The organism is Waddliaceae bacterium (assembly GCA_018694295.1).
Taxonomy (GTDB): domain Bacteria; phylum Chlamydiota; class Chlamydiia; order Chlamydiales; family JABHNK01; genus JABHNK01.
In genome coordinates this window covers 1-21,782 of sequence record JABHNK010000032.1, presented here as the reverse complement: position 1 = coordinate 21,782, position 21,782 = coordinate 1, and the positions used below count along the sequence as shown (strand labels likewise).

23 protein-coding genes, 1 tRNA gene and 1 other RNA gene are annotated in these 21,782 nt (G+C 45.8%); 7 read left to right on the top strand and 18 right to left on the bottom strand.

The annotated features are described in order from the left end of the window. Positions 1–282: 282 nt before the first annotated feature. From ispE to HN980_03655, 8 genes are all read right to left on the bottom strand, one after another. Positions 283–1,107, bottom strand: coding sequence for a 4-(cytidine 5'-diphospho)-2-C-methyl-D-erythritol kinase (gene ispE, locus HN980_03690; protein ID MBT6928580.1), 825 nt, complete (start codon positions 1,105–1,107; stop codon positions 283–285). 2 nt (positions 1,108–1,109) lie between these two features. Beyond that, entirely contained in the window at positions 1,110–1,730 is a 621-nt protein-coding gene (locus tag HN980_03685) for a 50S ribosomal protein L9 (GenBank protein ID MBT6928579.1), read from the bottom strand. A 38-nt stretch (positions 1,731–1,768) separates the two neighbouring features. Then, on the bottom strand, positions 1,769–2,032 hold the full coding sequence (locus HN980_03680) for a 30S ribosomal protein S18 (GenBank protein MBT6928578.1): 264 nt from the start codon (positions 2,030–2,032) through the stop codon (positions 1,769–1,771). 22 nt (positions 2,033–2,054) lie between these two features. Continuing rightward, the gene (locus tag HN980_03675) at positions 2,055–2,396 is read right to left on the bottom strand and encodes a 30S ribosomal protein S6 (protein MBT6928577.1); all 342 of its coding nucleotides are present in this window, start codon (positions 2,394–2,396) and stop codon (positions 2,055–2,057) included. 19 nt (positions 2,397–2,415) lie between these two features. Next, positions 2,416–3,033, bottom strand: coding sequence for an aminoacyl-tRNA hydrolase (locus tag HN980_03670; GenBank protein MBT6928576.1), 618 nt, complete (start codon positions 3,031–3,033; stop codon positions 2,416–2,418). A gap of 46 nt (positions 3,034–3,079) precedes the next feature. Continuing rightward, a complete protein-coding gene (locus tag HN980_03665; GenBank protein ID MBT6928575.1) occupies positions 3,080–3,640 on the bottom strand; it encodes a 50S ribosomal protein L25 in 561 nt (186 codons plus the stop codon). A 38-nt stretch (positions 3,641–3,678) separates the two neighbouring features. After that, on the bottom strand, positions 3,679–4,542 hold the full coding sequence (locus HN980_03660; protein MBT6928574.1) for a ribose-phosphate diphosphokinase: 864 nt from the start codon (positions 4,540–4,542) through the stop codon (positions 3,679–3,681). Between the two features lie 71 nt (positions 4,543–4,613). Continuing rightward, a tRNA-Gln gene (locus HN980_03655) sits at positions 4,614–4,685 on the bottom strand. 182 nt (positions 4,686–4,867) lie between these two features. Here HN980_03655 and HN980_03650 point away from each other — a divergent pair. From HN980_03650 to HN980_03640, 3 genes are read left to right on the top strand one after another with little or no spacing between them, the layout of a single operon-like run. Beyond that, positions 4,868–5,200: a hypothetical protein gene (locus HN980_03650; GenBank protein MBT6928573.1), complete on the top strand. Its 333-nt coding sequence runs from the start codon at positions 4,868–4,870 to the stop codon at positions 5,198–5,200. A gap of 3 nt (positions 5,201–5,203) precedes the next feature. Beyond that, on the top strand, positions 5,204–6,457 hold the full coding sequence (locus HN980_03645; protein ID MBT6928572.1) for an HlyC/CorC family transporter: 1,254 nt from the start codon (positions 5,204–5,206) through the stop codon (positions 6,455–6,457). Beyond that, positions 6,454–7,692: an HlyC/CorC family transporter gene (locus HN980_03640; GenBank protein ID MBT6928571.1), complete on the top strand. Its 1,239-nt coding sequence runs from the start codon at positions 6,454–6,456 to the stop codon at positions 7,690–7,692. Before HN980_03645 ends, HN980_03640 begins: the two co-directional genes overlap by 4 nt. Positions 7,693–7,748: 56 nt before the next feature. Here HN980_03640 and HN980_03635 read toward each other — a convergent pair whose 3' ends face one another. The 6 genes from HN980_03635 to HN980_03610 all read right to left on the bottom strand — a co-directional run bounded on the left by HN980_03635 (position 7,749) and on the right by HN980_03610 (position 13,458). Next, positions 7,749–8,612 (bottom strand): hypothetical protein, encoded by an 864-nt coding sequence (locus HN980_03635; GenBank protein MBT6928570.1) that lies wholly within the window; start codon positions 8,610–8,612, stop codon positions 7,749–7,751. Positions 8,613–8,641: 29 nt separating this feature from the next. Then, on the bottom strand, positions 8,642–9,487 hold the full coding sequence (locus tag HN980_03630) for a hypothetical protein (protein MBT6928569.1): 846 nt from the start codon (positions 9,485–9,487) through the stop codon (positions 8,642–8,644). Between the two features lie 15 nt (positions 9,488–9,502). Further along, a complete protein-coding gene (locus HN980_03625; GenBank protein ID MBT6928568.1) occupies positions 9,503–10,642 on the bottom strand; it encodes a cysteine desulfurase in 1,140 nt (379 codons plus the stop codon). A gap of 5 nt (positions 10,643–10,647) precedes the next feature. Next, positions 10,648–11,889 (bottom strand): serpin family protein, encoded by a 1,242-nt coding sequence (locus tag HN980_03620; protein MBT6928567.1) that lies wholly within the window; start codon positions 11,887–11,889, stop codon positions 10,648–10,650. A 97-nt stretch (positions 11,890–11,986) separates the two neighbouring features. After that, positions 11,987–12,799: a CPBP family intramembrane metalloprotease gene (locus tag HN980_03615; protein ID MBT6928566.1), complete on the bottom strand. Its 813-nt coding sequence runs from the start codon at positions 12,797–12,799 to the stop codon at positions 11,987–11,989. Further along, the gene (locus HN980_03610) at positions 12,799–13,458 is read right to left on the bottom strand and encodes a hypothetical protein (protein MBT6928565.1); all 660 of its coding nucleotides are present in this window, start codon (positions 13,456–13,458) and stop codon (positions 12,799–12,801) included. Before HN980_03610 ends, HN980_03615 begins: the two co-directional genes overlap by 1 nt. A gap of 138 nt (positions 13,459–13,596) precedes the next feature. On the opposite strand from HN980_03610, the gene HN980_03605 reads away from it, so the two are divergent. Continuing rightward, a complete protein-coding gene (locus HN980_03605; GenBank protein MBT6928564.1) occupies positions 13,597–15,498 on the top strand; it encodes a hypothetical protein in 1,902 nt (633 codons plus the stop codon). 307 nt (positions 15,499–15,805) lie between these two features. Here the strand turns inward: HN980_03605 and ffs are convergent. From ffs to HN980_03585, 4 genes are all read right to left on the bottom strand, one after another. After that, an RNA gene (gene ffs, locus HN980_03600) (signal recognition particle sRNA small type) lies at positions 15,806–15,905 on the bottom strand. A gap of 40 nt (positions 15,906–15,945) precedes the next feature. Then, positions 15,946–16,566 carry a MazG family protein gene (locus HN980_03595; protein MBT6928563.1) on the bottom strand — a complete coding sequence of 207 codons (621 nt, stop codon included), beginning with the start codon at positions 16,564–16,566 and terminating at the stop codon, positions 15,946–15,948. Then, on the bottom strand, positions 16,541–17,548 hold the full coding sequence (locus HN980_03590) for a glycosyltransferase family 9 protein (GenBank protein MBT6928562.1): 1,008 nt from the start codon (positions 17,546–17,548) through the stop codon (positions 16,541–16,543). The genes HN980_03595 and HN980_03590 overlap by 26 nt, the downstream gene beginning before the upstream one ends. Before the next feature lie 409 nt (positions 17,549–17,957). After that, positions 17,958–18,845, bottom strand: coding sequence for an RluA family pseudouridine synthase (locus HN980_03585; GenBank protein MBT6928561.1), 888 nt, complete (start codon positions 18,843–18,845; stop codon positions 17,958–17,960). A gap of 276 nt (positions 18,846–19,121) precedes the next feature. Between HN980_03585 and HN980_03580 the strand changes: the two genes are divergently transcribed. The 3 genes from HN980_03580 to HN980_03570 all read left to right on the top strand — a co-directional run. Next, on the top strand, positions 19,122–19,928 hold the full coding sequence (locus HN980_03580; protein ID MBT6928560.1) for a hypothetical protein: 807 nt from the start codon (positions 19,122–19,124) through the stop codon (positions 19,926–19,928). Between the two features lie 100 nt (positions 19,929–20,028). Continuing rightward, positions 20,029–20,934 (top strand): enoyl-[acyl-carrier-protein] reductase, encoded by a 906-nt coding sequence (locus HN980_03575; protein ID MBT6928559.1) that lies wholly within the window; start codon positions 20,029–20,031, stop codon positions 20,932–20,934. A 5-nt stretch (positions 20,935–20,939) separates the two neighbouring features. After that, a partial coding sequence (locus HN980_03570; protein ID MBT6928558.1) for a hypothetical protein occupies positions 20,940–21,782 on the top strand: 843 nt, incomplete at its 3' end.

The following is a 21,782-nucleotide window of genomic DNA, read 5'->3' as shown; positions in this document are numbered from 1 at the left end:
TAGGGGTTTCACCCCTAGAACCCCGAGGATTTTCTTTTGGGGGTCTGGGGGTCTGGGGGAGCATCCCCCAGCCAGATCTTTTTCTTCCTCTGTGTTCTCCGTGTCTCTGTGGTAGAAAGTCCTATTCTGAAATTCTTCTATCCGCTATTTATGATCTCTATGGTAGAATCAACCGTTACCATAAAATGGCATGTTTTGAACCATGCCAAAATCCATTGAAAAAGCGCATTGAAAACCACGAAAACACAAGGTACAAAGGTTTGATGTTTTGTCAGATGACATTTAGTACCAGGAATCTGTGGAACGATTGATGAATGTTGTTTTGAAGGTTGTTGTGTTTGGGATTGTGGGTGGTGTGGTATTTCCTATGCAGAAGATACTTGTTCCTGACCCTGACATGAGGACAGCGTCGTAATCGTTGGCGAGGAGGGTGTCTTTAAGGGCTGAGAGTTCGGGTGTTATTGTGAAGGCTGGAGTTTCGAGGTCGTTGACGTATTGTGGGTTATTGTTGTAGAAGTTTGATATTAGTGATTCTGCGTCGCAGGGTGTTATTGTTGTGGGGTCGAGGGTTTTGTATACGAGGGGTGTTGACAGGCCGTAGTGGGGTTTTACTATCCATATATCTTGTTGTGGCAGTGGTGGCAGTTCTTTTATTTTCTCTCCGCGTCCTGTGCAGAGTGCTGTGCCGTGCGACAGGAAGAATGCCACATCGGAGCCGAGTTCTGAAGCCCATTCTCTTAGTTCGTCGTGTGTAGCAGGGTTTCCTGCTAGGGTATTTAGCGCCCATAGTGTTGTTGCGGCGTTGCTGCTTCCTCCGCCGAGGCCTGCTTCTGCTGGGATGTTTTTCTCTATGGCGATATCGAATGTGGCGTCGGTGCCCGTCTTTTTACGGAAGAGGTCTCGTGCTTTGTTTACGAGGTTCCTTCCGTCGGTAGGGATGGAGGGATCTGAGCATGAGACTTTGTCTTTTTCTGAAAAAGAAAAAGTCAACCTGTCTTCTAATGATATCGTCTGGAATAGCGAGACGATATCGTGGAAGCCGTCGTCACGACGGCGTACCACTTTAAGAAATAGGTTGACTTTCGCCGGAGACGATAGTTTCAGCATTATTATTCAGTAACGTCTTTGGCAGGAGCTTCTTCGACAGCAGGAGCTTCTTCGGCTTCTGCGACGGGAGCCACTTCGGCTTCTTCGGCGACAGGAGCTTCTTCAACTACTGGTGTTTCTTCAGCTGGGACTTCGTCTTCTTCTTCTTTGAAGACGAAGGTACTTGCTTCATCAGGCATAACTTTAAGCTTGAAAGCAGCATCGACATCTTCTTTTAGATTTAGTGTGATGTCGTAGATACCAGCCTTCTTTATTGGATGCTTAAGTTTTATGCTACGTTTCTCTACAGCGATGCCTTGCTGTTCTAGTAACGCTGCGATATCTGCCGTACCAACAGAGCCATACATATGCCCTTCGTTGTCGACTTTAACCTCTGTTGTTACTGTGATATCGTTAACAAGTTTTGCTACTGCTTCGGACTGTTCTTTGTCTAGGGCAGCTTTTTTCAAACGTTCTTCTTGTAGTCGCGACTGCATACGTTTAGCGTTGTTGTCAGCGAGGACGGCGTATCCTTTAGGCATAAGGAAATTACGAGCATATCCTGCTTTAGAGACAACGATGTCACCGCTACGTCCTAAGCCTTCGACGTCTTCAAGAAGAAGTAGTTCACTCTGTTTTGTCATTGGTATTAACTCCTTTTATATACGTTATAATTCTTCTTTTATTCTTCTGCTACGAAAGGCAGAAGGGCGACATGTCGCGCTAATTTTATTGCGCTGGAAAGCTTCCTTTGGTGGCTTGCCGAGATGCCTGTTATTCTTCGAGGTAAAATCTTTCCGCGTTCTGTGATGAATCGCTTCAATGTCTCTACGTCTTTATAATCGATATCTGCTGGCTTTATCCCTGCAGATGTGAACGGGCACGTTTTACGTCTTTTACGTCCGAAAGGCTTCCGTCTTTTTGGTCCCTGTGAGGTGTTCCCCATCATCATTTTGACTCCTTATTTTTTATTTTTCTTCTAAAGTTTTAAATTCTAATGTTTCTTTAACCTCTTCGGCGCGTATCGTCATAAAACGTACAAGGTCTTCGTTGAGGTGGTATTCTTTCCACAGCTCTTCTATCGCCGACGGTGCTATTGAGAAATATATCAAGTAGTAATATCCTTCTAGATGTCCATCGATCTCATAAGCGAGCTTACGTCTTCCTTGTTCGTGGATTTTATGTATCTCACCGTGCTGTGACGTTATTTCTACGACGATTTTATCTAGGGCTTTTTTTCTGGCGTCATCGCTAAGTGTTGACGACAGGATATACATCCCTTCATATAGATTCTTTTTCTCTTTGTTTATCATTATGTTCTCCTATCCCTTATTCTTTAGGGGTTTCTTCTTGTTCTTTATTTTCTTCATTTTCAGTGGAACTTTTTTGCTTGACGTTGACATCATTCATTATCGTTATGATATCTTCGCGGCACCATCGCCGTACTATATCGGCGCCATCGACGACGATATCATCGAGGCGTTCCTTTTCTTCTTTGTTAAAGCCGCTGAGGACATGTCCCGACAGGTCACCATGTTCTCTGTCTCCGATCCCTATCCTTAGTCGGCAGTATTTTGTTGTCCCTAGGTGCAGTGTTATATCTTTGAGGCCGTTATGTCCTCCTGCACCGCCTTTTGGGCGTATTCTTGCCATTCCGAAGTCGATAGCGACATCATCAGCGACGACGAGGATATCAGCGGCGTTGATGCCGAAGAAATCTGCTGTCTTTCTTACTGCCATACCGCTACGGTTCATATATGTTTCGGGGAGGAGCATCCTGACTGTTACGTCACCGACGACGCCTTTAGCCATCTTTCCTAGGAAGCGCTTTTCCTCTTTGAAAGTAGCGCCTATTTTCGCTGCGAAGTCTTCGACTACCATATATCCTATATTATGGCGTGTCTTAGCATATTGCCTTCCGGGGTTCCCGAGGCCTACTATCAGCATGTTTTTGGCGTTATTTTCTTCCACGAAACCTTTCTCTTATTATTATTTATCGTTTTGCTATAACTACGGCGACTTCATCGACGTTCGACAGAGGCTTTACGCCTTTCGAGAAAGCGATATCACGCAGTCGCAGCGACTGTGTCATTGCTAGCTTGCTGACGTCTAGGACGAATTGTTGTGGGATATCTGCTGGTAAGCATGACACATTACAATAGCGTATCACGGAACGAAGCACTCCTCCGAGTTTTATTCCTTCGCATTTTTCTACACCTTTAAAGCGTATTGGCACGTTGACACGTACTGTGACGTCGTCGAAAAGTTCTACGAAGTCTAGGTGTAAGATGTCATAGCTTGTAATGTGATACTGTATATCTTTAACAACAGCGCGGCGTTCTTTGCCTTCGCCATCGGTCAAAGTAAATGTAGTCGTTGGCAGCCCACCTTTTTCTATGGCGCGCATAGCTGTGGCGAATTCTTCACCGTCTACGACGATGTTTTCTGCGTCATTACGTGTAGAATATATCACTGCGGGGATATTACCTTCACGACGAAAACGCTTAGCTTCTTTCTTCGTAGCTTTTGCTCTCTTTGTTACCGACAATTTCATAATCATTGTTTCCTTTGTTTTGTTAAGTGGCGATGTTTCTATATCGTCACGATTTTCTTAATAACTTCTCCGAAAAGTTTTGCTACCGAGACCTTTTTGATCACCGTGCTATTTCTTTCGACGCCAGCAATGGTGTCGCTCACTATGAGTCTCACCATCGGGCTTTTTTCTATCTTCTCAATGGCGCCTTCTGCGAAGATGCCATGAGTTACTATACCATATACTTCTCGTGCTCCTGCAGCGATGCAAGCATCTGCTGCTTGTGTCAGCGTCGTCGCTGTAGAGCATATATCGTCGATGATGACGACGTTTTTACCGTTTATATCACCGAGCACCGCTACTGCTTCGACGTCATTGCGGCGTCTTTTGTCGACGACAGCGATGTTAAGTCCTTTCTTCTCTGCGAGGTGCTGTGCCCTCTTCATTGCGCTGCTATCGGCGGCAACGATGACGAAATCGTCTGTTGCCGATATTTCCAGGGCGTCGAACAGCGTCGCCGTGGCATTTATGTTTTCGACAGGCACTTCGAAGAACCCTTCCACCTGTTCGGTATGTAGGTCCATCGTTATCATCCTCGTTATGCCCGCTTTTTCGAGCATAGAGGCGACGAGTCGTGCCGTTATGGGTTCTTGTCCCCTATTGCTACGGTCTTGCCGGCAATACCCTAGGTATGGCACTACTGCTGTTATCGTCCGTGCCGAAGCTCTACGAAGGGCATCGACGATTATCAGCAGCTGCATCAAGAACACGTCGGGCTTATGCGCCATCGACTGTACTATAAAGACGTCGTTATTTGTAACGTCTTCAACAGCCTGTGCCCAAGCTTCGCCATCAGGAAATGTGTCAAGGATAAGATCGTCGAGGGTAGTGCATAGATATTGCGCTATCCTTTCTGAAAACATCGGATGTGAGGATCCGGTGTATATCTTATAATGACTTTTGCATCCCATGGGCTTCTCACGATGCGTACACTTTGGGGTGGCAGGGATCGAACCTGCGTATGACGGTACCAAAAACCGTTGCCTTACCACTTGGCGACACCCCAGAAAGATCGCCTTACGGCAAATACATGCCGAATAAACAAACATATTACCTAATATGGTAAATAACTTTCAAGTATAGAAAGTAAAAAGTTCAGAATCCGTTGTAAGATTTTTTTTACATCAAATAACTATGGGTTTATTTTTTGCTTACCCTGGAAATTGCAAAGTCTTTATAAGTGGTGGTATGGACAGAGAAATATCGTCACGTCGCAATCGTTTATGGAAAGTCTTCCTTGAGGAGGTGCTTTTTCGGTCGTGGTGGGTCTTTATTTTCTGTATAGTATGTTTTTCTATATATGAAGACGGGATGTCGCGGCAGGGCCGCGAGTATCGCATTCTTGAGGAGAGGCTTCATTCTCTAGAGATCACTAAAGTTGAAGAGCTTGCTCGCCAAGAAGATCTTCTTATGCAGATTGACAGCCAGGACGATCCTCGTTGGGTAGAGTTTACGCTGATGAAAGTTTTGGGTCTCGTCCCCGAAGACTATACAAAGGTTTATTTTAAACCAACGGATTGAACCATGATATCATTTCTTATTATAGGTCTTATCGTCTTCACTTTATGTTCCGGATTTCTTTCTGGCACAGAGACAGCGATGTTTTCTTTGTCGTCGATAAAAGTCCGCACATACCAGCATTCTCATGACGATCGCAAGCGTCTTATTGCGCGTCTTGTCCTTCATCCTCGCGATCTTCTTGTGACGATTTTGATGTTGAACATTTTCGCTAATATCATGGTACAAAATTTTGCGTCTTCGTTATTTGGTTCTTTTGCTGGGTGGTCGTTACGTGTCGGTGTTCCTTTAGCTATAACGCTTGTTTTTGGGGAGATCATCCCAAAGTCTCTTGCCATTCGCAATAACGAGCGTCTTGCTCCTATTGCCAGTCCTGTTATTTCGTCGTTACAGAGCTTTTTTGGCCCTATCAGGAAGGTTATCATCGGCATTACTGGTGCGATATCGCGGGTATTATTTTTCTTTTTAAGCAAGGAGAGTCCTGTCACTAAGAAAGAGTTGCAGCATATGCTGAAGGCCTCGAAGAATCGCGGGGTGTTATTCCATGAGGAGGCCGAGCTCATCCAAGGGTATTTAAATCTCCAGGAGACCAACGCCAAAGAGCTTATGCATCCTCGTGAAGACATTGTTTGCTATGATATCGGCGATCCCATCGCTGTACTTCGTGATATCTTCGTAGAGAAGAAATTTTCTCGCGTCCCTGTCTATGACGGCGACCTTGATAATATTATCGGTGTTGCTACTGCGCGGCGTTTTCTTTTACATCGTCATAATATCTCCGATCCTGAGGATCTCAGGCCTTTTCTTAGGAAGGCGTTCTTCATTCCGGAGACAACGCCAGCGAAGTCTTTATTCTCTCAATATCGCGAAAATGACGAAGCTCTTGCTCTCGTCGTCGACGAATATGGCTCTATCGCTGGTGTCATCACCCGCGAAGATCTTTTCGAAGAGGTTGTTGGCCGTATTGCTGAGCACCACGATGAGAAGCCTTTATATACACGTTCTGCCGACGATATTATCATTGCCAGCGGCCGTCTTGAGATCGACGATGTCGAGGAGGTTTTCGACATAGAGCTTCCTAGTCCTAACAACATGGTAACCATCGGCGGGTGGCTTATCGAGGAGCTTGGCGACATCCCCAGTCCCGGCACTCGGCATACAAGTCATGGCCTGCTGTTCCACGTCCTTGCTGCCGACAAGACGCGCATACGTCGTATATATATCAGGAAGCTCGCCACACCGAGGGGGTCGCGACTATGACATACGACACCACGATTATATGGCTTCTGTTGACGATAGCATGTATAGCGATACAGGCGTTTTTCACTATGATGGAGATGGCGAGCATCTCTTTCAATACGATACACCTTCAATATTCTATAAGCCGTGGCGACAAAAAGGCTATTATGTTGAACTTCCTTCTTCAGAACCCTGCGCGTCTTTTTGGCACTACGCTTATTGGCGTCAACGTTGCTTTGCAAGTAGGCTCCGAGTGTTCCAGGATGCTTTACAGCTCTATGGGGCTAAACCCGAATTTTTCCCCTATAACGCAGGTTATCCTCGTCCTTATCTTCGCAGAGCTTGCTCCTATGTTCGCTGCGCGTCGTTATTCTGAACACGTCGCCATGTCGGGGATACGGATACTACATGCCGCGTCGAAGGTCCTCGTTCCTGTTACTTGGGCGATAAATATTTTGTCTAGGGTTGTGGGCCGTCTTTTCGGCGCTGAGAGCGCTAACACGACGATATTCCTCACCCGCGACGAGCTGCAGAAGACTATAGAAGAGCTTAAAGAGCCTTCGCATCCTGACGATGACAAGGAAGACTTCAACGCCATCGCCGCCAACATTTTCAATTTAAGGAACACTACCGCGCAAAAGATAATGGTTCCTTTAAGCGAGGTGCAGATGCTCCCCGACCACTATACTGTGGGGCGCATGCGTATTCTTCTCAACAAGGCTTACTACCCATACCTTCCTATCTTCGAAGGTTTCAGGGAGAACGTCATAGGTATAGCATACCCTCATGATCTTATCGTTGTCGACGACAGTAGCGATGTAAAAAGCCATGTCAAGCCACCGTGGTTTATCTCTGGCGATGCAAACATACAGCATATCCTCCATGAATTTCGAACCAACGGCAAGAACATCGCCATCGTCCTCGACGGCGACGGCAGTGCCATAGGGATTCTCACCTTACAAGACATCCTCGACGAGATCTTCGGGGAGATGAGCGTTCCGCTATCGCCTCGCGAGAAATATTTGCGTGTCATCGACAAGACGCTTCCTGGGACGATGAAAGTCACGGAGTTCAACGATGCTTTCGACGCCGATCTTGACGTCTCCGAAGCTGAAACTTTAGCGGATCTCATGAAAAATATATTAGGCCACGAACCCGAGCGTAGCGAGTCGGTGAAGGTCGACCAATTTGAATTCACCGCCGAAGACAGCACGCTTTTGGGGGTACAGACGATATCGGTTAAAACCATTAATTAGCGTATAGGGATAGCGAATAGCTTATAGGGATAGCGGATAATTATATTTTATACTCATTATCGTTGCCTTTTCATATTATGGAGATAATGATATCGAATTGCTGTATCTATCCTTTTGAGACCTTCTGAATCTTTGTCTTGAAGCTCTGCTGAAATTTTCGTCCAGGAGATATTTTTTCTAGGATTCTCCTTTTTATATCTTTTTACAAGATCTTCAAGAGTTTCTTCTTCTTCTGGTGACCATAGGTCTTTTTTTATATCGGGATCAAGAACTCTATTCCAGCGTTGATTACATTGATCATCTGTCACCCGTATCCCCAATTTATCGCTGACATAACATGCTTTTTCTTTCCAATGTTTTGGGGGGAAGATTTTCATCGCATCCCGAAGAGCGCTATCTGCTTCTTCAGTCCAAATCATTTTGACAAAACGTTTCACTCGCCCTTCCAGTTTATATTTCCTCTTTTTTTCTACCCCTTTCCCTCGTTTAGGAATTGTTTTTCTGACGGCAACTAGCTTTGTTTTTATCAACCTTCTTCTTGTCTCTCCTGGAGGTATATAATCTTCGTCTTTATCATCATCTGATACGCATTCTCTGTCACTGACACTGTCACCGACACGATAACAGTGTCTTGTCGCTGTTTCTTTTTTATATCTAAAAACAGCAATCCAACGATCACGGCAATCTTTTGCCGTAACCCCATAGCCAACCTCTTTAGCTATCACTTCCCATTTACGTGCTTTAATACATGTATTTTTTGCTTTTATAAGCCTTTCATCCAATGTAGAATCCCATAATCCGACAGCCTGTCCTTGAAGCCCTAACATGGGCAATACATCATCTTTTTTTTCCCAATTTAAGTTTCCTCTAATAGAGTAAAACTTTCTTGCATCGTATGGTCCTAAAGAACATGAAAACATATTTTCTACACATGTTATTGTTATGACGTTTAAGATCTTATAGCTTTTTCAAAAATTCTTTTCATCGCTATTTGAAATTGTTCGAGGTGTCTATCTGATTCTCCCGAAGCTTGGCCTGGTGATTGTCCCACAGCATGCTCACAATCTTCCTGCCCGAGGTCTTGTTCAGTTTGTTGCAAACGACCCTCTGTGTTTTCCGGTAATTTTTCAGATTTCCAGTCTAGTATTCTTTTTCTATAATCTTTTGCTAAGACTCTAATTTTATCCAAGCTATAAGGTGCTAGAAAACGAGCCTGTATTTTTTTTGTTATTTGATCCCAAGGCAATTCATCGAAGCTTTTGGTTTTTACAAGAGCATGAGTTATTAACCAGCCTAACCGTTCATCTACTTCGACTCCAGCTTCTTGCCCTATTAACAAATTTTTTATTCTTTCGATATACGTTTCACCGTCATTTTTAATGCTTTCGGCACCCCATTCTTTACCTATTAAACGGCTGTAGTCTTTTGTAATACTTTCCCAGGGCAACGCGTCAAGATTTAAACCTTCTATGAGGCTTCCAACGAAAAACAGGTAAACTTCATCGTCTTGCTTTTCTTTCATTCTTTTTGACGCAGCAATGGTGTCCTTTGGTTCTATTTTTTGCCTTTTTTTCGGAGGCTGTTCGGATGTTTCAACCACTTTGCCTAAGATTCCCTCTGCGATCTCTGCAGCCACAGCTTCCTTAGCTCTCATATGAGTCGTTCTTTCTATTATCGGAGGTACTCCGACTGTTTCAGAAGTAATTGCAAAAAACGCTTCCCCCCAGCCTGCTCTAGTCATATAGCCCTGGCCAGCTCCGTCAAACGATAATACATTTATTCCAAACGATGACATATTTCTTTCCTATTTTTATATATTTTTATTCATTGTCGCTACTGTTTCTGCGATGATATCGACGGCATTATCGACATCTTCTTCTGTCGTAAGCCTACTCACTGAAAAGCGTAACGACGAACGCACTCGTTTTGTTGGAAGCCCCATATTCACCAACACTCTCGAAGGCTCTAGAGCCCCTGACGAGCATGCTGCGCCGTATCCTACGGCGACGCCAGCGATGTCGAGGTTCATGATAAGCGTCTCACCGTCGATGCCTTCGAAGGCAAGGTTTGTGGTATTAGAAATCCGTGGTCCTGTGCCATTGACGACGACACCTTGAACTTTTGCTTTTATTCCTTCTTCGAGCCTATCACGCAATAGTTCCATCATGTTGTAATATTTTGTGCCGTTATCTTGTAAAAGTTTTATCGCTTCGGCGAAGGCGACGATACTTTCGACGTTCTCTGTGCCGCTGCGCAGACCGTGCTCTTGTCCGCCGCCTGTTAGCAGTGGTGATATCTTAAGTTTTTTTGATATATATGCCATGCCGACACCTTTAGGGGCGTGGATTTTATGTCCGCTGAAACACATCGCCGAGACACCTTTTGGGATGATGACGTCTTCTTTTCCTAGCGAAGCTACAGCATCGACTACAAAAGGTACTTTAGCTTCTTCTGCGATGTTGGCGATGGCTTCGACTTCGCTTTTTACGCCCGTCTCGTTGTTTACTGCCATGACGACGACCATCATAGTATCGTGGCGCATGGCCTCTTTGACGTCTTCGGCGGTGACGGCGCCATGCTCTCCAGTGGTTAGGTATGTCACCTCGTAGCCATGGCTTTCCAGGTCTTTTACGGTATTATATACAGCGGCGTGTTCCAGTGCTGTGGTTACGATATGCCCTGTGGTATGTTTTTTCGCGATGCCACGTATCACCATATTCAAAGCTTCGGTGCCGCTGGAGGTGAAGACAATCTCTTGTGGTTTGACACCAAGGAATTCCGCTACCGTCCTACGTGCTGCTGTCAGCTTTTTGCGTGCCTGCTGCCCGTAGTGATGTATACTCGAGGGGTTTGTTGGAGCATCACCGAGCTCCGCAATGAGGACATCGCGGATATTCGGGTCCAAAGGCGTTGTAGCGTTGTTGTCTAGGTATATATTTCTTTGTGTCATAATCATCACTCCTTAGGATTTACTACCTTTCCCATAAATAATATGCTTCCTGTCGCCTGGTCTACGATGAACGCCATAAAAGGATGGTCGGCGCGGACGACGACAGCCGGCTCGGGGCTATAGACGCTTGTAAGATTCATCGTCACGGCAGTAGCAGCGGCGGCTTCTGTGCCTTCTTCGTCGACATCGATAAAAGTCTCATGGATTACCTTGCTTATCGAAAGGTCGCCGAAACCGTTGATGTCGGAGAAGTCGGCATCGCCGGTAAAAGGCGTAACCATCCCCATCTGCTGAAGAACTTCATTGAGAAGGACTTTTTTCCTCATGGAGAACTTCGGCATCGACAGCTGCACTTTTGTTGGCTCAAGAGATGCGTAGTCGTTCATCACCGTCTCGATATCGAGGTTTTCTTCGACTGCAGTGATGCCGTTGTAGTCGTCAGGGACGATTATCACCATAGCATATCCTGGTATTTCTGAAGATTCTTCTTGGTAAGGAAGTGCTACGACAGAATACCCTTCGCCTTTGTGATACGGAATTTTTGTTGTCTGGTTCATCATCTCGGCCATCGTCGTAACCTCTGTCGACACATAGAAAGGGTCTTCTATGGTGTTCTCGGCTCTGAAAGGATGTTGCCATGACCCTTTGAAATATAGGGCATTGACGAGTACTAGTCGTGTGCTGTCGCTGACGTCTTGTTCTGTAAGGATATCGAGGATTTTATCGTTGGTATTTTCAGCAACCCAGCCGTTTATTGTTGCTACGGCGTATTTTTTGTTTCTTATAAAATCTAGGGTGTCGACATGTGCACGATAATACTGTTGTGTTGTTTCGACGAAACTCGGAAGGATGTGCATCCCCTCTTGACTCCATAGAGCATTGGCGGAAACGACCTTCGATGATGAAGGTCTATGTAATATGTTTACAAGCTCGGAGAAGCAGGTGTGTAGGTCTTCGGAATAAGAAGGTAGACGTAGAGCGTCGAATATCTCTTTCTCGGTATCGCCGACGGCGCCGGCGGCTGTCATCGCCATCGCAGATGATACGCTATACGGTGCGAAGAAAAGGTTGCCATCGCCTTCGCTAGCGAGGACTTTATACATATCAATAGCAAAGCGCGTGTTGCCTTCGACAACGGAAGTAAGAGGGTCGTGATTCTGTTCAGTATTAAGTCCTTCATCAGCGCAGGCGAACTGTGCTGTAAAGACCATAAACGCTATAATAATTCCTTTGAAAAATGTGTTCATCTGCTTTCTCCTTAGTCGTTGTCGGTTCTAATATCTTGGACTTCTACTATATAAGAAATGATAGAAAAAAGGAAAAAGAAAATGACCTGTGTCATCATCAAAATAAAGCAGTTATAGTGACGGCATTAAAGATCATATGTAGTGTTATCGCTGCCCACAGGCTTTTCTGTCTTTCGCATATATATCCTAGTGCTATGCTAAAGACAAAGAGTCCGGATAACAGCACTATATTCTTCATCCCAATGCCATACGAATAGTGGAACATAGTAAATATCAGCGCCGTCACTATTATCGCCACGCTACGGCTTGTTATTTTCTTCAAAAAATTCTGTAGATACCCTCTGAAGAGAAGTTCCTCGGTGAAAGGCACTATAGTTACGATCATCACCGCCATTACAGCTTTAAGGACGGGATATTCCATCGTCGCTCTAAACTGTGTTACAGCGGACTGCTCCCCTTCGACTGTCCCTGTGATATATAAGACGACAATAGCACAAAGCTCCACCGTTGCTATGACGACGGGAGCAGCGACGCACCACGTAAGAGCTCCGATGGCGACGTTCTTCATCGTAAAGTCCCCGAAAATCTGCTTCACCGCCTTTCTTTCTACGACGCCTAAAGTATATGCTACAATGGTTATGAAGGTGACGCATATCGTCAACACGACCATCCATCCGTGGAATTTCTCTATGATATCCAATGATAATATAGCGGAAACAGCATATATTATAAAGGTAGTAACGAAAGGCACAACGACAAGACATATCACGAAGGCGAAGAGTGCCTCCCACAGTGATATACGCCCCTTTTCAGGCGTATCGATACGAAAAAAACCCTTCTTCCATGCCAATAATGTAGTCACTATTGCTATGGCGAAAGAAATAAAAAATTTGTTAATATGTTCTTCCATTATCGTTGTGCTGTTTCGATATATGTTTCTAGATGCTTAACGATACCAGCTGTTAAGCGCCGGTGCGCTATAGAAAGAGGTGTGTATCGATATTCTTTTGAGCCCAACGACTTGGCAGTATAGTCACTGAAAGCGCCTTCGGCGCCGACAAAGTGGTTGCTATGGATAACTTCATGAAGGACAATGTTTGTGGTGTCACCGCGAAGGTCGAAGACTTTGACGCCTATTGTTATATATATCACCGAAGTCTTACCTTCGATGCTCTTGTTATATACTGGCTTAACCGTCTGACCATAATATGGCACTTCCTTGTGTTCCAAAAGTTCTATCGTGACGAGGTAATCGGCGTCATGGTTTTTCCCTATGAAGTCTGGTGTGAAGAACATATTGTCTTTGCTCATATCTAGGTGCATCATAGCGATATCATGAGAAGGCACGTAGAACTTCCCTGCTTTTGCAATACGGTAATATATCTCTTCCGTCAGTTCTTTCGACGGCGACCACGGCACCATATACGATGTCTTGTCAACGATAGGCGCCAGTACCACCCTAGTCTTTTCAACGCCTTTCTTATCATAACGTGCCATGCTTGCATCTTTGGGGGCACATCCGACAATGACTACAGCCATAGCACATACAACTACTATATTTTTCCACATACCGTATACCTCCGATAATTTCATAGTATAACCTCACGATACTCTTTTTTGTATATTATCGATAAGAAAAAATGCAAAAAAACTTTTACATAATATATAGTTATGTCAAAGGTCATATAACTCTGAGGTTATCATAGTATGGGAGCACTTGCTGGCGTTGTACATCCTACCATCTACAAAGCGGGAACCATCATCGAAGAGATGCTTGCTCCTGTATCATATCGTGGTGATAGCGAAGAGATTTCAACATACCGTTTCAATAAGATCGAGATGGGGGCATACGGCGAGGAAAGCATAGCATCGAACCCTCCGCAGACGGTATGGGCTATGCTCGACGGCACCATTTTCAACGAAGACGCTCTTCGCGAAGAGCTAAAAGACGAAGGATATCGCTGTAATAGCGATTCTACCGCAGAAATCATTGCTCTGTCATACGAATGTTGGGGTCCGGAATTCCTCGCTAAGCTAAACGGCTCCTTTTCCGTCGCCATCTTCGACACAAAAAAGCATCGTCTTCTTCTTGCTCGCGACAAGGTGGGGATAAAACCTATATATTGGTCGCATCATAACGATACTTTCCTATTCGGCAGCGAGCTCAAAAGCATCCTCGCCACGGGTCTTATGCCACAAATACCTGCTGGTGAAGGCATTGCATCATATCTCTTCTTCGGATATATCCCCCAAGACATCTCTGCCATCGAAGGTGTCAACAAGCTCCTTCCTGGATACTATCTTCTTTATGACTTCGACAAAAACTTCATAATACACCCATACTGGTCGTACGGATCTTTCTTCCTAGAAAAAAACGACGAAGACATCACGGCGATAACATCACACCTCGACGGCCTCATAAAAGATTCTGTAGCGATACGCAAAGACGACGAAGAGAGCTCCTGTTTCCTCGGCGATGACATCGCCTCTGCAGTGATGGCATGCTATGCTGAGAAGTCCCCTCACGGTCCTTCACCGATGGGTTGTTCTACATCTTTCGAAGGCATGAAATCTGCGAGTCCCGACGTCGCCGATGCCATCAGCGAGAAGCTTGGCATCGTCAATACCAGTAGTGCTATAACATCTCGCGACATCCTCGACAATCTCGTCAAGATAACATGGTTTCTCGACGAGCCTATCGCCGACCCTTCATTGCTTAAAACCTGGAAGCTCGCCACTATGGCTCGAGAGCAAAAAATATCAAGGGTATTTTCTAGTGTCGGAAGCGACGAGATCTTTGCCGGCGACAGCCGATACCTTGCCTACAGCACGAAGTTATGGAAGAAAAAACCTGCGCATCCAGTGTCGAAGGCTTTAATACGCTATATCGCCTTCCCGATAACGAAGATCTTCAACGCAACGCTAGCATATCATCTTCTCTGGAAATGGCATGTAAAACATCCCATCATCGACTACCTCAACAAAAACGCCGTCTTCAATAAGAGAAAACTCGAAAGAGTCTCTCCTGACCTTGCCAATAGGTTTGATGTTGAAACTTTCCTACAGAAATTCTTCCGTCTGCGTGCCATCGACGACGACATTGCTCCTTTGCTTTATTTTTCTGCAAAGACATCCCTTCCCGACAATGCCTTACACCAATACGACCGCCTTACTGCTGCCAATGGCTTGGAGCTGCGCGCTCCCTTCCTCGACAGCAGGATCATGGAATATATGGCTAATATCCCCGACGCCATAAAGATACAGAAAAAAGAGACGTCTGTCGTCCTTAAAAGTCTCCTAAAAGACGTCTTCCCCGAAGACCTCCTTAAAACCCCGAAAAAAGAATTGAGCCCCGACTTCGGGGCATTGCTAAAAGACCCTGCTCTTCATGAGATTTTCTCCATGCTTATCGAAGGGACAGTTGTGGAATCGGGATACATCTCAAAACGTTGGCTGAAAAAACGTGTGGCAAAAGCGAAGAAAGGGAAAGGGTCTTTTCTTCAGCTGTGGGCAGTGCTTTCGCTAGAGGTGTGGATGCGACTATTTGTCAACACGCCGAAGCCTCACGGTGTCGTTGACATACCGCTCAAAGATTTTCTAGAAAAATAATTAATAGTTCGGAGTTCGGAATAGGAATTTTCACCACAGAGCCACAGAGTGCACAGAGAGGAAAAAACATGGCTGGGGGATTCCCCCAGACCCCCTTTTTCATTGAACAATGAATAAACCCGGACACGGCAGTGCCCCCTCTCGCCGTTGTCGTAAGAACTGGATTGTGTTGTAACGTTTGCTATAATAAAAACAAAGAAAAAAATACAATCCTCGACAATGGCGATAGCTGTGCGTCCGCTGCGCGCGCTCTGCGCAGTGAGCGCTCTCTGTGTCCTCTGTGGCTCTGTGGTGAAAAATCCTAAAAAAAGCCGGAGATGATCTTATGGCATAGTGCGTAGTCCTTAAGGCTGCTACCTTCCGGTTCTGACCTGGTTCGGACTGCCCCATTCCACGAGGTCCCCGGCAAAAAGAAAGGATAAGTGTAGCACAAGAACCCTTTTTATTCTAGCTCCTTATTCTTCTTTCGTGGTGAGTTAAGACTTTTCGCAGGGAGCCAGCAGCATTGAAGCCTGAAGACTGCGCTTTGGCGACGATATTGAGGAGCTCTTCGCCGAGTTCTTCTTCTGTTACGAAAAGGTCTGTATCTTCGCCTTTAAGAGGGGTGTATTCTATCTTCCGAGCACGTTTTATCACTTCTTGTGCGCGTTCTAGCACTGGAAGCCCTCGTGGTATGCCATCGAGGACATGTTTTCTATGTTTTTTCTCTTCTGCTTTTATCTTGTCCCACTGGTCGACGACGCCATCGACGTCGGCGACGTCGGCGTCTCCGAAGATATGTGGGTGTCGACGTATTAGCTTGTCGGCGACACCACGAACAACTTGCGGCAGAGTTATTTTTTTCTCTTTTTCGGCCATCTTACATAAGAATATCACGGTGAAAAGAAGGTCGCCAAGTTCTTCGAGGATGTCATCGCCATCTTCGGCGTCGATAGCCTCTATAAGCTCGTACACCTCTTCGACTACGGCTTCGCGCATAGATGCCATCGTCTGTTTTTTGTCCCACGGACACCCCTCAGGACCTAAAAGGGTTTCGAGGACGTCAGTCAGTTTCGATATATCGCCCATAGAGATGTTCTCCTGTGATGTCTTTTATGCAGGCTCCTGTCGAGCATGTTCTTAGTTTGCGGCAGCGCTTTTCGAAAGTTTCACCATATGGGCATCTTCCCTGAAAACATCTGTTCTGGATACCCTGGGGGTTATATTTTTTCGGCGACGAAGGTCCAAAGACTGTGAATGTCGGCGTCGTAGTCGTCCCAGCGAGGTGTAGCGTCATAGAATCCATGGCGATGACGAGGTCAGCAGCTGCCATAACGTTCTGTATAGCTGCCAGCGACATCTTTTCGGCGAGGGTACTTGTATGTTTGAACGTTTCGTTAAGACGTTGTGCTTCGGCTTTCTCTTTATCATCGCCCCATACGAAGACGAACGAATATTCTTTTTCTATTTTCTTTAGGAAGTCTTTAAGGCACTGTTCCGACACTTTTTTGTTGTCCCAGCGTGTCCCTGGGCATACAATGACGATCTTTTTATTTTCGAAGATCGGGCTTTTCAACATCTCATCGATAGCAGTCTTCTGTTCCCCATAAATTTTAAGAGACACGCCATCGAATTTTTCAGGAATGGCATCGCCGAAATGCTGTGTTACGACGGACAGGTAGTCATCGCGGATGTTCTTCCCTGTGGGGATGCTATACCTTTTCTTTGTAAAAAGGACGTTTGGCCATTCTGCGGTGTTTTTAAAAGAAAAGCCGACTTTTTCTTTGGAGCGTGCTAGCGCTGTTATTATCCCTGACTTAATATTTCCCTGGAGGTCAAAAACAATGTCGTACTTTTTTCTGCGTAGGGGTTTTACATAACGCCATGGCTGCTTTTTGGTGTCGATGACGACACTATTGACATCGGGGTGCGCATCGACGATTTCTGAGCACTTTCTTTCTACCACCCAGTCGATCTCAGCGTCGGGGAATTTATTTCTGAGGTACTCCACGACAGGAAATGTATGGATAATATCGCCCAATGCCGATGTCTTAACGATGAGGATCTTCATCTTTCTTTTCTCTCCACATAATACCTATTGCGAATAAAAACTACCCTTTTGGGGTAACAATTGATTCTACCATAGAGATCATAAATAGCGAATGGCAAAGTTAATGCTGAATGCTGATTGCTGATTGCTGAATAAATATCCTGACCGATTTTCTGTCGCCGAATTCCGAACTCCGAACTCCGAACTTTTTCACCACAGAGCCACAGAGGACACAGAGAAAGAAAACAATCTGGCTGTGGGGTTCTCCCCCAGACCCCCAAAAACCCAAAAGAAAATCCTCGGGGTTCTAGGGGTGAAACCCCTAGCCCGCCTGCTGTTCTCTCTGTGTCCTCTGTGGCTCTGTGGTGAAAAATTCTATTCCTATTCCTAAATCCGAACTTTTTAGGAAGCTTAACTCTTGGAAGTTCAATCATTCTGTTACCCCTTTTTGAACCATGCCGCAGTTGGTATAACGTATCGCTTCTTTCATATCATCAGGAATAGGAGCTGTGATGTTTATCTTGTCACCTATCATAGGATGTTTAAATGATATTTTCTTGGCGTGTAGCATAACACGAGAAGGGCGATATCTGCAACGGAAACGCTTGCCATAGTGTACGTCACCAAGCACAGGGTGCCCAATACCATTAAGGTGTACGCGTATCTGGTGTGTCCTTCCCGTCTTGGGACGACACTCTACAACAGAAGCTCCGCGTCCCGTTTTGATACATCGCCACCGCGTCACCGCTTCCTTGCCATGAGCAACCTTTCCCCATACTGCCCTGCCATGATTTTCTCCGATCTTTGCAAGGCGGTTCTCAATGATACCACTCTCATCTTTGATAACACCATCGACGACAGCCCAATATACTTTCTCAACGATGTTGTCGCGGAACTGCTGTGTCATGGCTTCAAGATATTTCTTGTCCTTTGCGAAGAGCACTACACCGCTGGTATCTCTGTCTAGGCGATGTACAGGCTCGAGATCGCGGTATTTCCTACGCAAGATCTCCAGAAGCCCTTTTCCCATCGTCGTCATACGTGGCGGTTTGTCATAGGCGAGGATAGCATCATCTTCGTAGAGGATACGCTTCTTTTCGATGGTGTTGTCGGTAATATTTTTTGTATTAAAGTCTACGACATCTCCAGCAACAAGCTTTACGGTGGAATGGCGTTCGACTTTGCCATTGACGCTGACGAGGTGGTGGTCGATGTTCCACTTGATCTTACGCACGGAATAGCCTTCGCCAAGCTTCTCTTTAAGAAAAGCCCGCAACGTCTTCTTCGCATCAATATGTGATACCTTCCACGTCGTCATTTTTTGTTCCTTTTTAGTGGTGGAGCGGACTCTGTCCAACCATTCCTCCCCGCCAAAGGAAACGAAGTTTCCTCTGGACTCCTGTTTGCAGTGTCGCCACACTCTCGTCGCCCATCGCGAAGGCTTTTGTAAATGTTACATGCTCTGTACGTTATAATTCAATAATAAACTAAATAGTCAAATATATCTATGCTTGCCCTTTTCTGATATCTTGACTTCAAATATTTTCTTTGTTATGGATTGTAGCAAGTAACATATTACAAGGAGTCTTAATGTATGAGTAAAATAACGAACCTAATAATGGCAGGCTTTTTTCTGCTGTGTACTGTTGTAATAGGTAACGTATACGGACAGGATGATTATGCTGGAGAAGATAACGCTGTTGTCGAGGAAAATGGGTATCGCGGTACTGTCTTTGCTGGTGTCGGGTGGTGTCATCGTCGATATCAAGAAATCGTTCTGGAAGTGATAGCCAAAGGTGATGTCATTGGCGCTATGATAGGATACGAATATCGCCAGCCTTCCCGCATATATGGCTATATCGAAGCGTATCATGATGAAGGACGTTTCAAAGAAAACTGGGATGGCGAGATCATCTGGCGCACATATCACTGGGAAGCTGAAGGTCGTATAGGTTATATGTTTAGCGTTGACGATAAATATGGTATAACACCATATAGTGGTGTGTCATATTCTAAAATAAAGGTCTCAGATGGAGAGTATGGGACTCAGTGGGAAAGGAATGCCCGATGGGGAATACCTTTCGGCGTATATCTTTCCTGTGAATGTTCTCCGAAATTCGAGGTTGGCTTCAACGCCCAGGCGACGCTGACGATATGGGAAGAAGGCGACTATTTCGACGAATCCTCTCCAGGGTTTATAAGCGCCAAAGGCCAATACACCTGGGGAACCCTCTTCGAGATACCTTTGACATATAAGGTAAACGAAACGTGGAATATGACACTGACGCCAATGTATCGCGAGACAGTGTTCTCCCCCAAAACAAACCTCGAAAATTGGGGCACCGAAGAAACAAAAAATAGATATGCCGGGGTTTACCTTACAGTAGGATATGCTTTGTAGATAATAGATTTCTGCTGATATCGGTGTTTTCGACTATTGTTAATTAGGGCGATATTTGTTATAACAGGCAGGAAACACATCATTATAGCAGGAGTATACTATGTCATTAGGTATAGATTTATCGGGGAAGAAAGCTTTTATTGCAGGAATCGCCGACGACCAAGGGTATGGATGGGCTATCGCCAAGACCCTCGCTGCTGCCGGCGCGGAGATTCTTATAGGAACATGGGTTCCTGTCGTTAATATCTTCACCAAGAGCCTTGAAAGCGGGAAATTCGACGCATCGCGGCACCTTCCCGACGGCTCTCTTATGGAGTTCTCTGCGATATACCCTCTCGATGCATCTTTCGACACGCCTGCCGACGTCCCTGACGGCATAAAAGAAAACAAGAGGTACAAAGCCCACAGCGGCTATACCATCTCCGAAGTCGCTGCTGCCGTCGCCAAAGACCATGGCACCATTGACTTCTTCGTCCACTCTCTTGCCAATGGCCCAGAGGTGAAGAAACCATTGCTAGAGACGTCGCGGTCGGGGTATCTCGCCGCTGTAGGGTCTTCGGCATATTCTTTCGTCAGCATGCTACAAAACTTCGGTCCTATCATGAACGAAGGTGGCGCTACGGTATCGCTGACATACCTTGCTTCCGAGAGCGTCATCCCCGGATATGGTGGCGGCATGAGTTCTGCCAAGGCAGCACTCGAAAGCGACACGAAAGTTCTTGCATGGGAAGCCGGAAGGAAATGGAACTTACGCGTCAATACCATCTCTGCAGGGCCTTTAGGGAGTAGGGCTGCTAAAGCTATAGGTTTCATCGATAAGATGATCGACTATTCCAAGTCCAACGCTCCCCTAACAAAAGACCTGTATGCCGAAGATATCGGCAATGCCGCAATTTTCTTGCTATCGCCACTAGCTGCTGCTGTTACGGGAACGACGCTATACGTCGACAATGGCATTCACGCCATGGGCGTCGCCGTTGATAGCCCATGTTTTAAAGAGGAATAAATTACGTGAAACGTCTTCTTGCTTTGATGATACTTCCGTTGCTGTATGTCGTCGCTCCTGCGAGCCTCGAAGCTGCCACGGCGACGTATGCCGTCGAAGTTCGTGGCGTCGAAGACAACGATATCACCAAGACAATAAAAGCAACATCACAGCTATTCGTCCTAAAAAAACGTCCTCCTAACAACATCGTGAGCCTAAAACTCCGTGCTTCTTCCGACGTTGCCCTCATCACCAAAGTCCTCAACAGCTATGGATACTACGAGCCTGCTGTAACCACACGCGTCGTCGTCACCCACGGCGAGACTAATTATTCCGTCATCGTCGAAATCGTTGAAGGACCTTTATATACTCTCGAAAGCTTCGACGTCGATACTGGCGCCAAGAAAGGCTTGGAATACTCTCCAGAATCTCTAGATTTAGAAATTGGTGGCGCCGCCCTCGCAGAAGATATCGTCGCAGCGAAGAACGCCGCTCTCACGATGATACAGCGTTCAGGATATCCTTTCGCCGTTATCGACGACGAAGACATCGTCGCCAATACGACGAAGAAAACGATATCTGTGACTTTAACAATAAAGTCAGGGAAGCTTGCTCGCTATGGCGTTACGACAATATCGGGCCTAGACACCGTCGAGGAAGACTTCGTCCGAGACAGCATCGCGTGGAAAGAAGGTGACCTATTCAGCCCCGACGACATAGCAACGTCGCGCCGCAACCTCGAAGAGCTTGGGCTTTTTAACTTCGTCACGACAACATACAAAGAAGAAAACCTCAGTGGTGGCGTCCTTCCGATGTCTGTCATCGTCGCGGAGAAACCCCACCGAAGGATAAGCTTTGGAGTGGGGTAC

Bases quoted from the DNA above. Each gene is read 5' to 3' on its own strand.
- HN980_03585 (MBT6928561.1), bottom strand. From the start codon at position 18,845: ATGACGACGTGGAAGGTATCACATATTGATGCGAAGAAGACGTTGCGG.
- HN980_03640 (MBT6928571.1), top strand. From the start codon at position 6,454: ATGACATACGACACCACGATTATATGGCTTCTGTTGACGATAGCATGT.
- HN980_03620 (MBT6928567.1), bottom strand. From the start codon at position 11,889: ATGAACACATTTTTCAAAGGAATTATTATAGCGTTTATGGTCTTTACA.
- HN980_03590 (MBT6928562.1), bottom strand. From the start codon at position 17,548: ATGAAGATCCTCATCGTTAAGACATCGGCATTGGGCGATATTATCCAT.
- HN980_03645 (MBT6928572.1), top strand. From the start codon at position 5,204: ATGATATCATTTCTTATTATAGGTCTTATCGTCTTCACTTTATGTTCC.
- HN980_03685 (MBT6928579.1), bottom strand. From the start codon at position 1,730: ATGACAAAACAGAGTGAACTACTTCTTCTTGAAGACGTCGAAGGCTTA.
- HN980_03610 (MBT6928565.1), bottom strand. From the start codon at position 13,458: ATGTGGAAAAATATAGTAGTTGTATGTGCTATGGCTGTAGTCATTGTC.
- HN980_03595 (MBT6928563.1), bottom strand. From the start codon at position 16,566: ATGGGCGATATATCGAAACTGACTGACGTCCTCGAAACCCTTTTAGGT.
- HN980_03665 (MBT6928575.1), bottom strand. From the start codon at position 3,640: ATGAAATTGTCGGTAACAAAGAGAGCAAAAGCTACGAAGAAAGAAGCT.
- HN980_03630 (MBT6928569.1), bottom strand. From the start codon at position 9,487: ATGTCATCGTTTGGAATAAATGTATTATCGTTTGACGGAGCTGGCCAG.
- HN980_03575 (MBT6928559.1), top strand. From the start codon at position 20,029: ATGTCATTAGGTATAGATTTATCGGGGAAGAAAGCTTTTATTGCAGGA.
- HN980_03660 (MBT6928574.1), bottom strand. From the start codon at position 4,542: ATGTTTTCAGAAAGGATAGCGCAATATCTATGCACTACCCTCGACGAT.
- HN980_03670 (MBT6928576.1), bottom strand. From the start codon at position 3,033: ATGCTGATAGTAGGCCTCGGGAACCCCGGAAGGCAATATGCTAAGACA.
- HN980_03625 (MBT6928568.1), bottom strand. From the start codon at position 10,642: ATGACACAAAGAAATATATACCTAGACAACAACGCTACAACGCCTTTG.
- HN980_03650 (MBT6928573.1), top strand. From the start codon at position 4,868: ATGGACAGAGAAATATCGTCACGTCGCAATCGTTTATGGAAAGTCTTC.
- HN980_03635 (MBT6928570.1), bottom strand. From the start codon at position 8,612: ATGTTTTCATGTTCTTTAGGACCATACGATGCAAGAAAGTTTTACTCT.
- HN980_03615 (MBT6928566.1), bottom strand. From the start codon at position 12,799: ATGGAAGAACATATTAACAAATTTTTTATTTCTTTCGCCATAGCAATA.
- ispE (MBT6928580.1), bottom strand. From the start codon at position 1,107: ATGCTGAAACTATCGTCTCCGGCGAAAGTCAACCTATTTCTTAAAGTG.
- HN980_03680 (MBT6928578.1), bottom strand. From the start codon at position 2,032: ATGGGGAACACCTCACAGGGACCAAAAAGACGGAAGCCTTTCGGACGT.
- HN980_03580 (MBT6928560.1), top strand. From the start codon at position 19,122: ATGAGTAAAATAACGAACCTAATAATGGCAGGCTTTTTTCTGCTGTGT.
- HN980_03605 (MBT6928564.1), top strand. From the start codon at position 13,597: ATGGGAGCACTTGCTGGCGTTGTACATCCTACCATCTACAAAGCGGGA.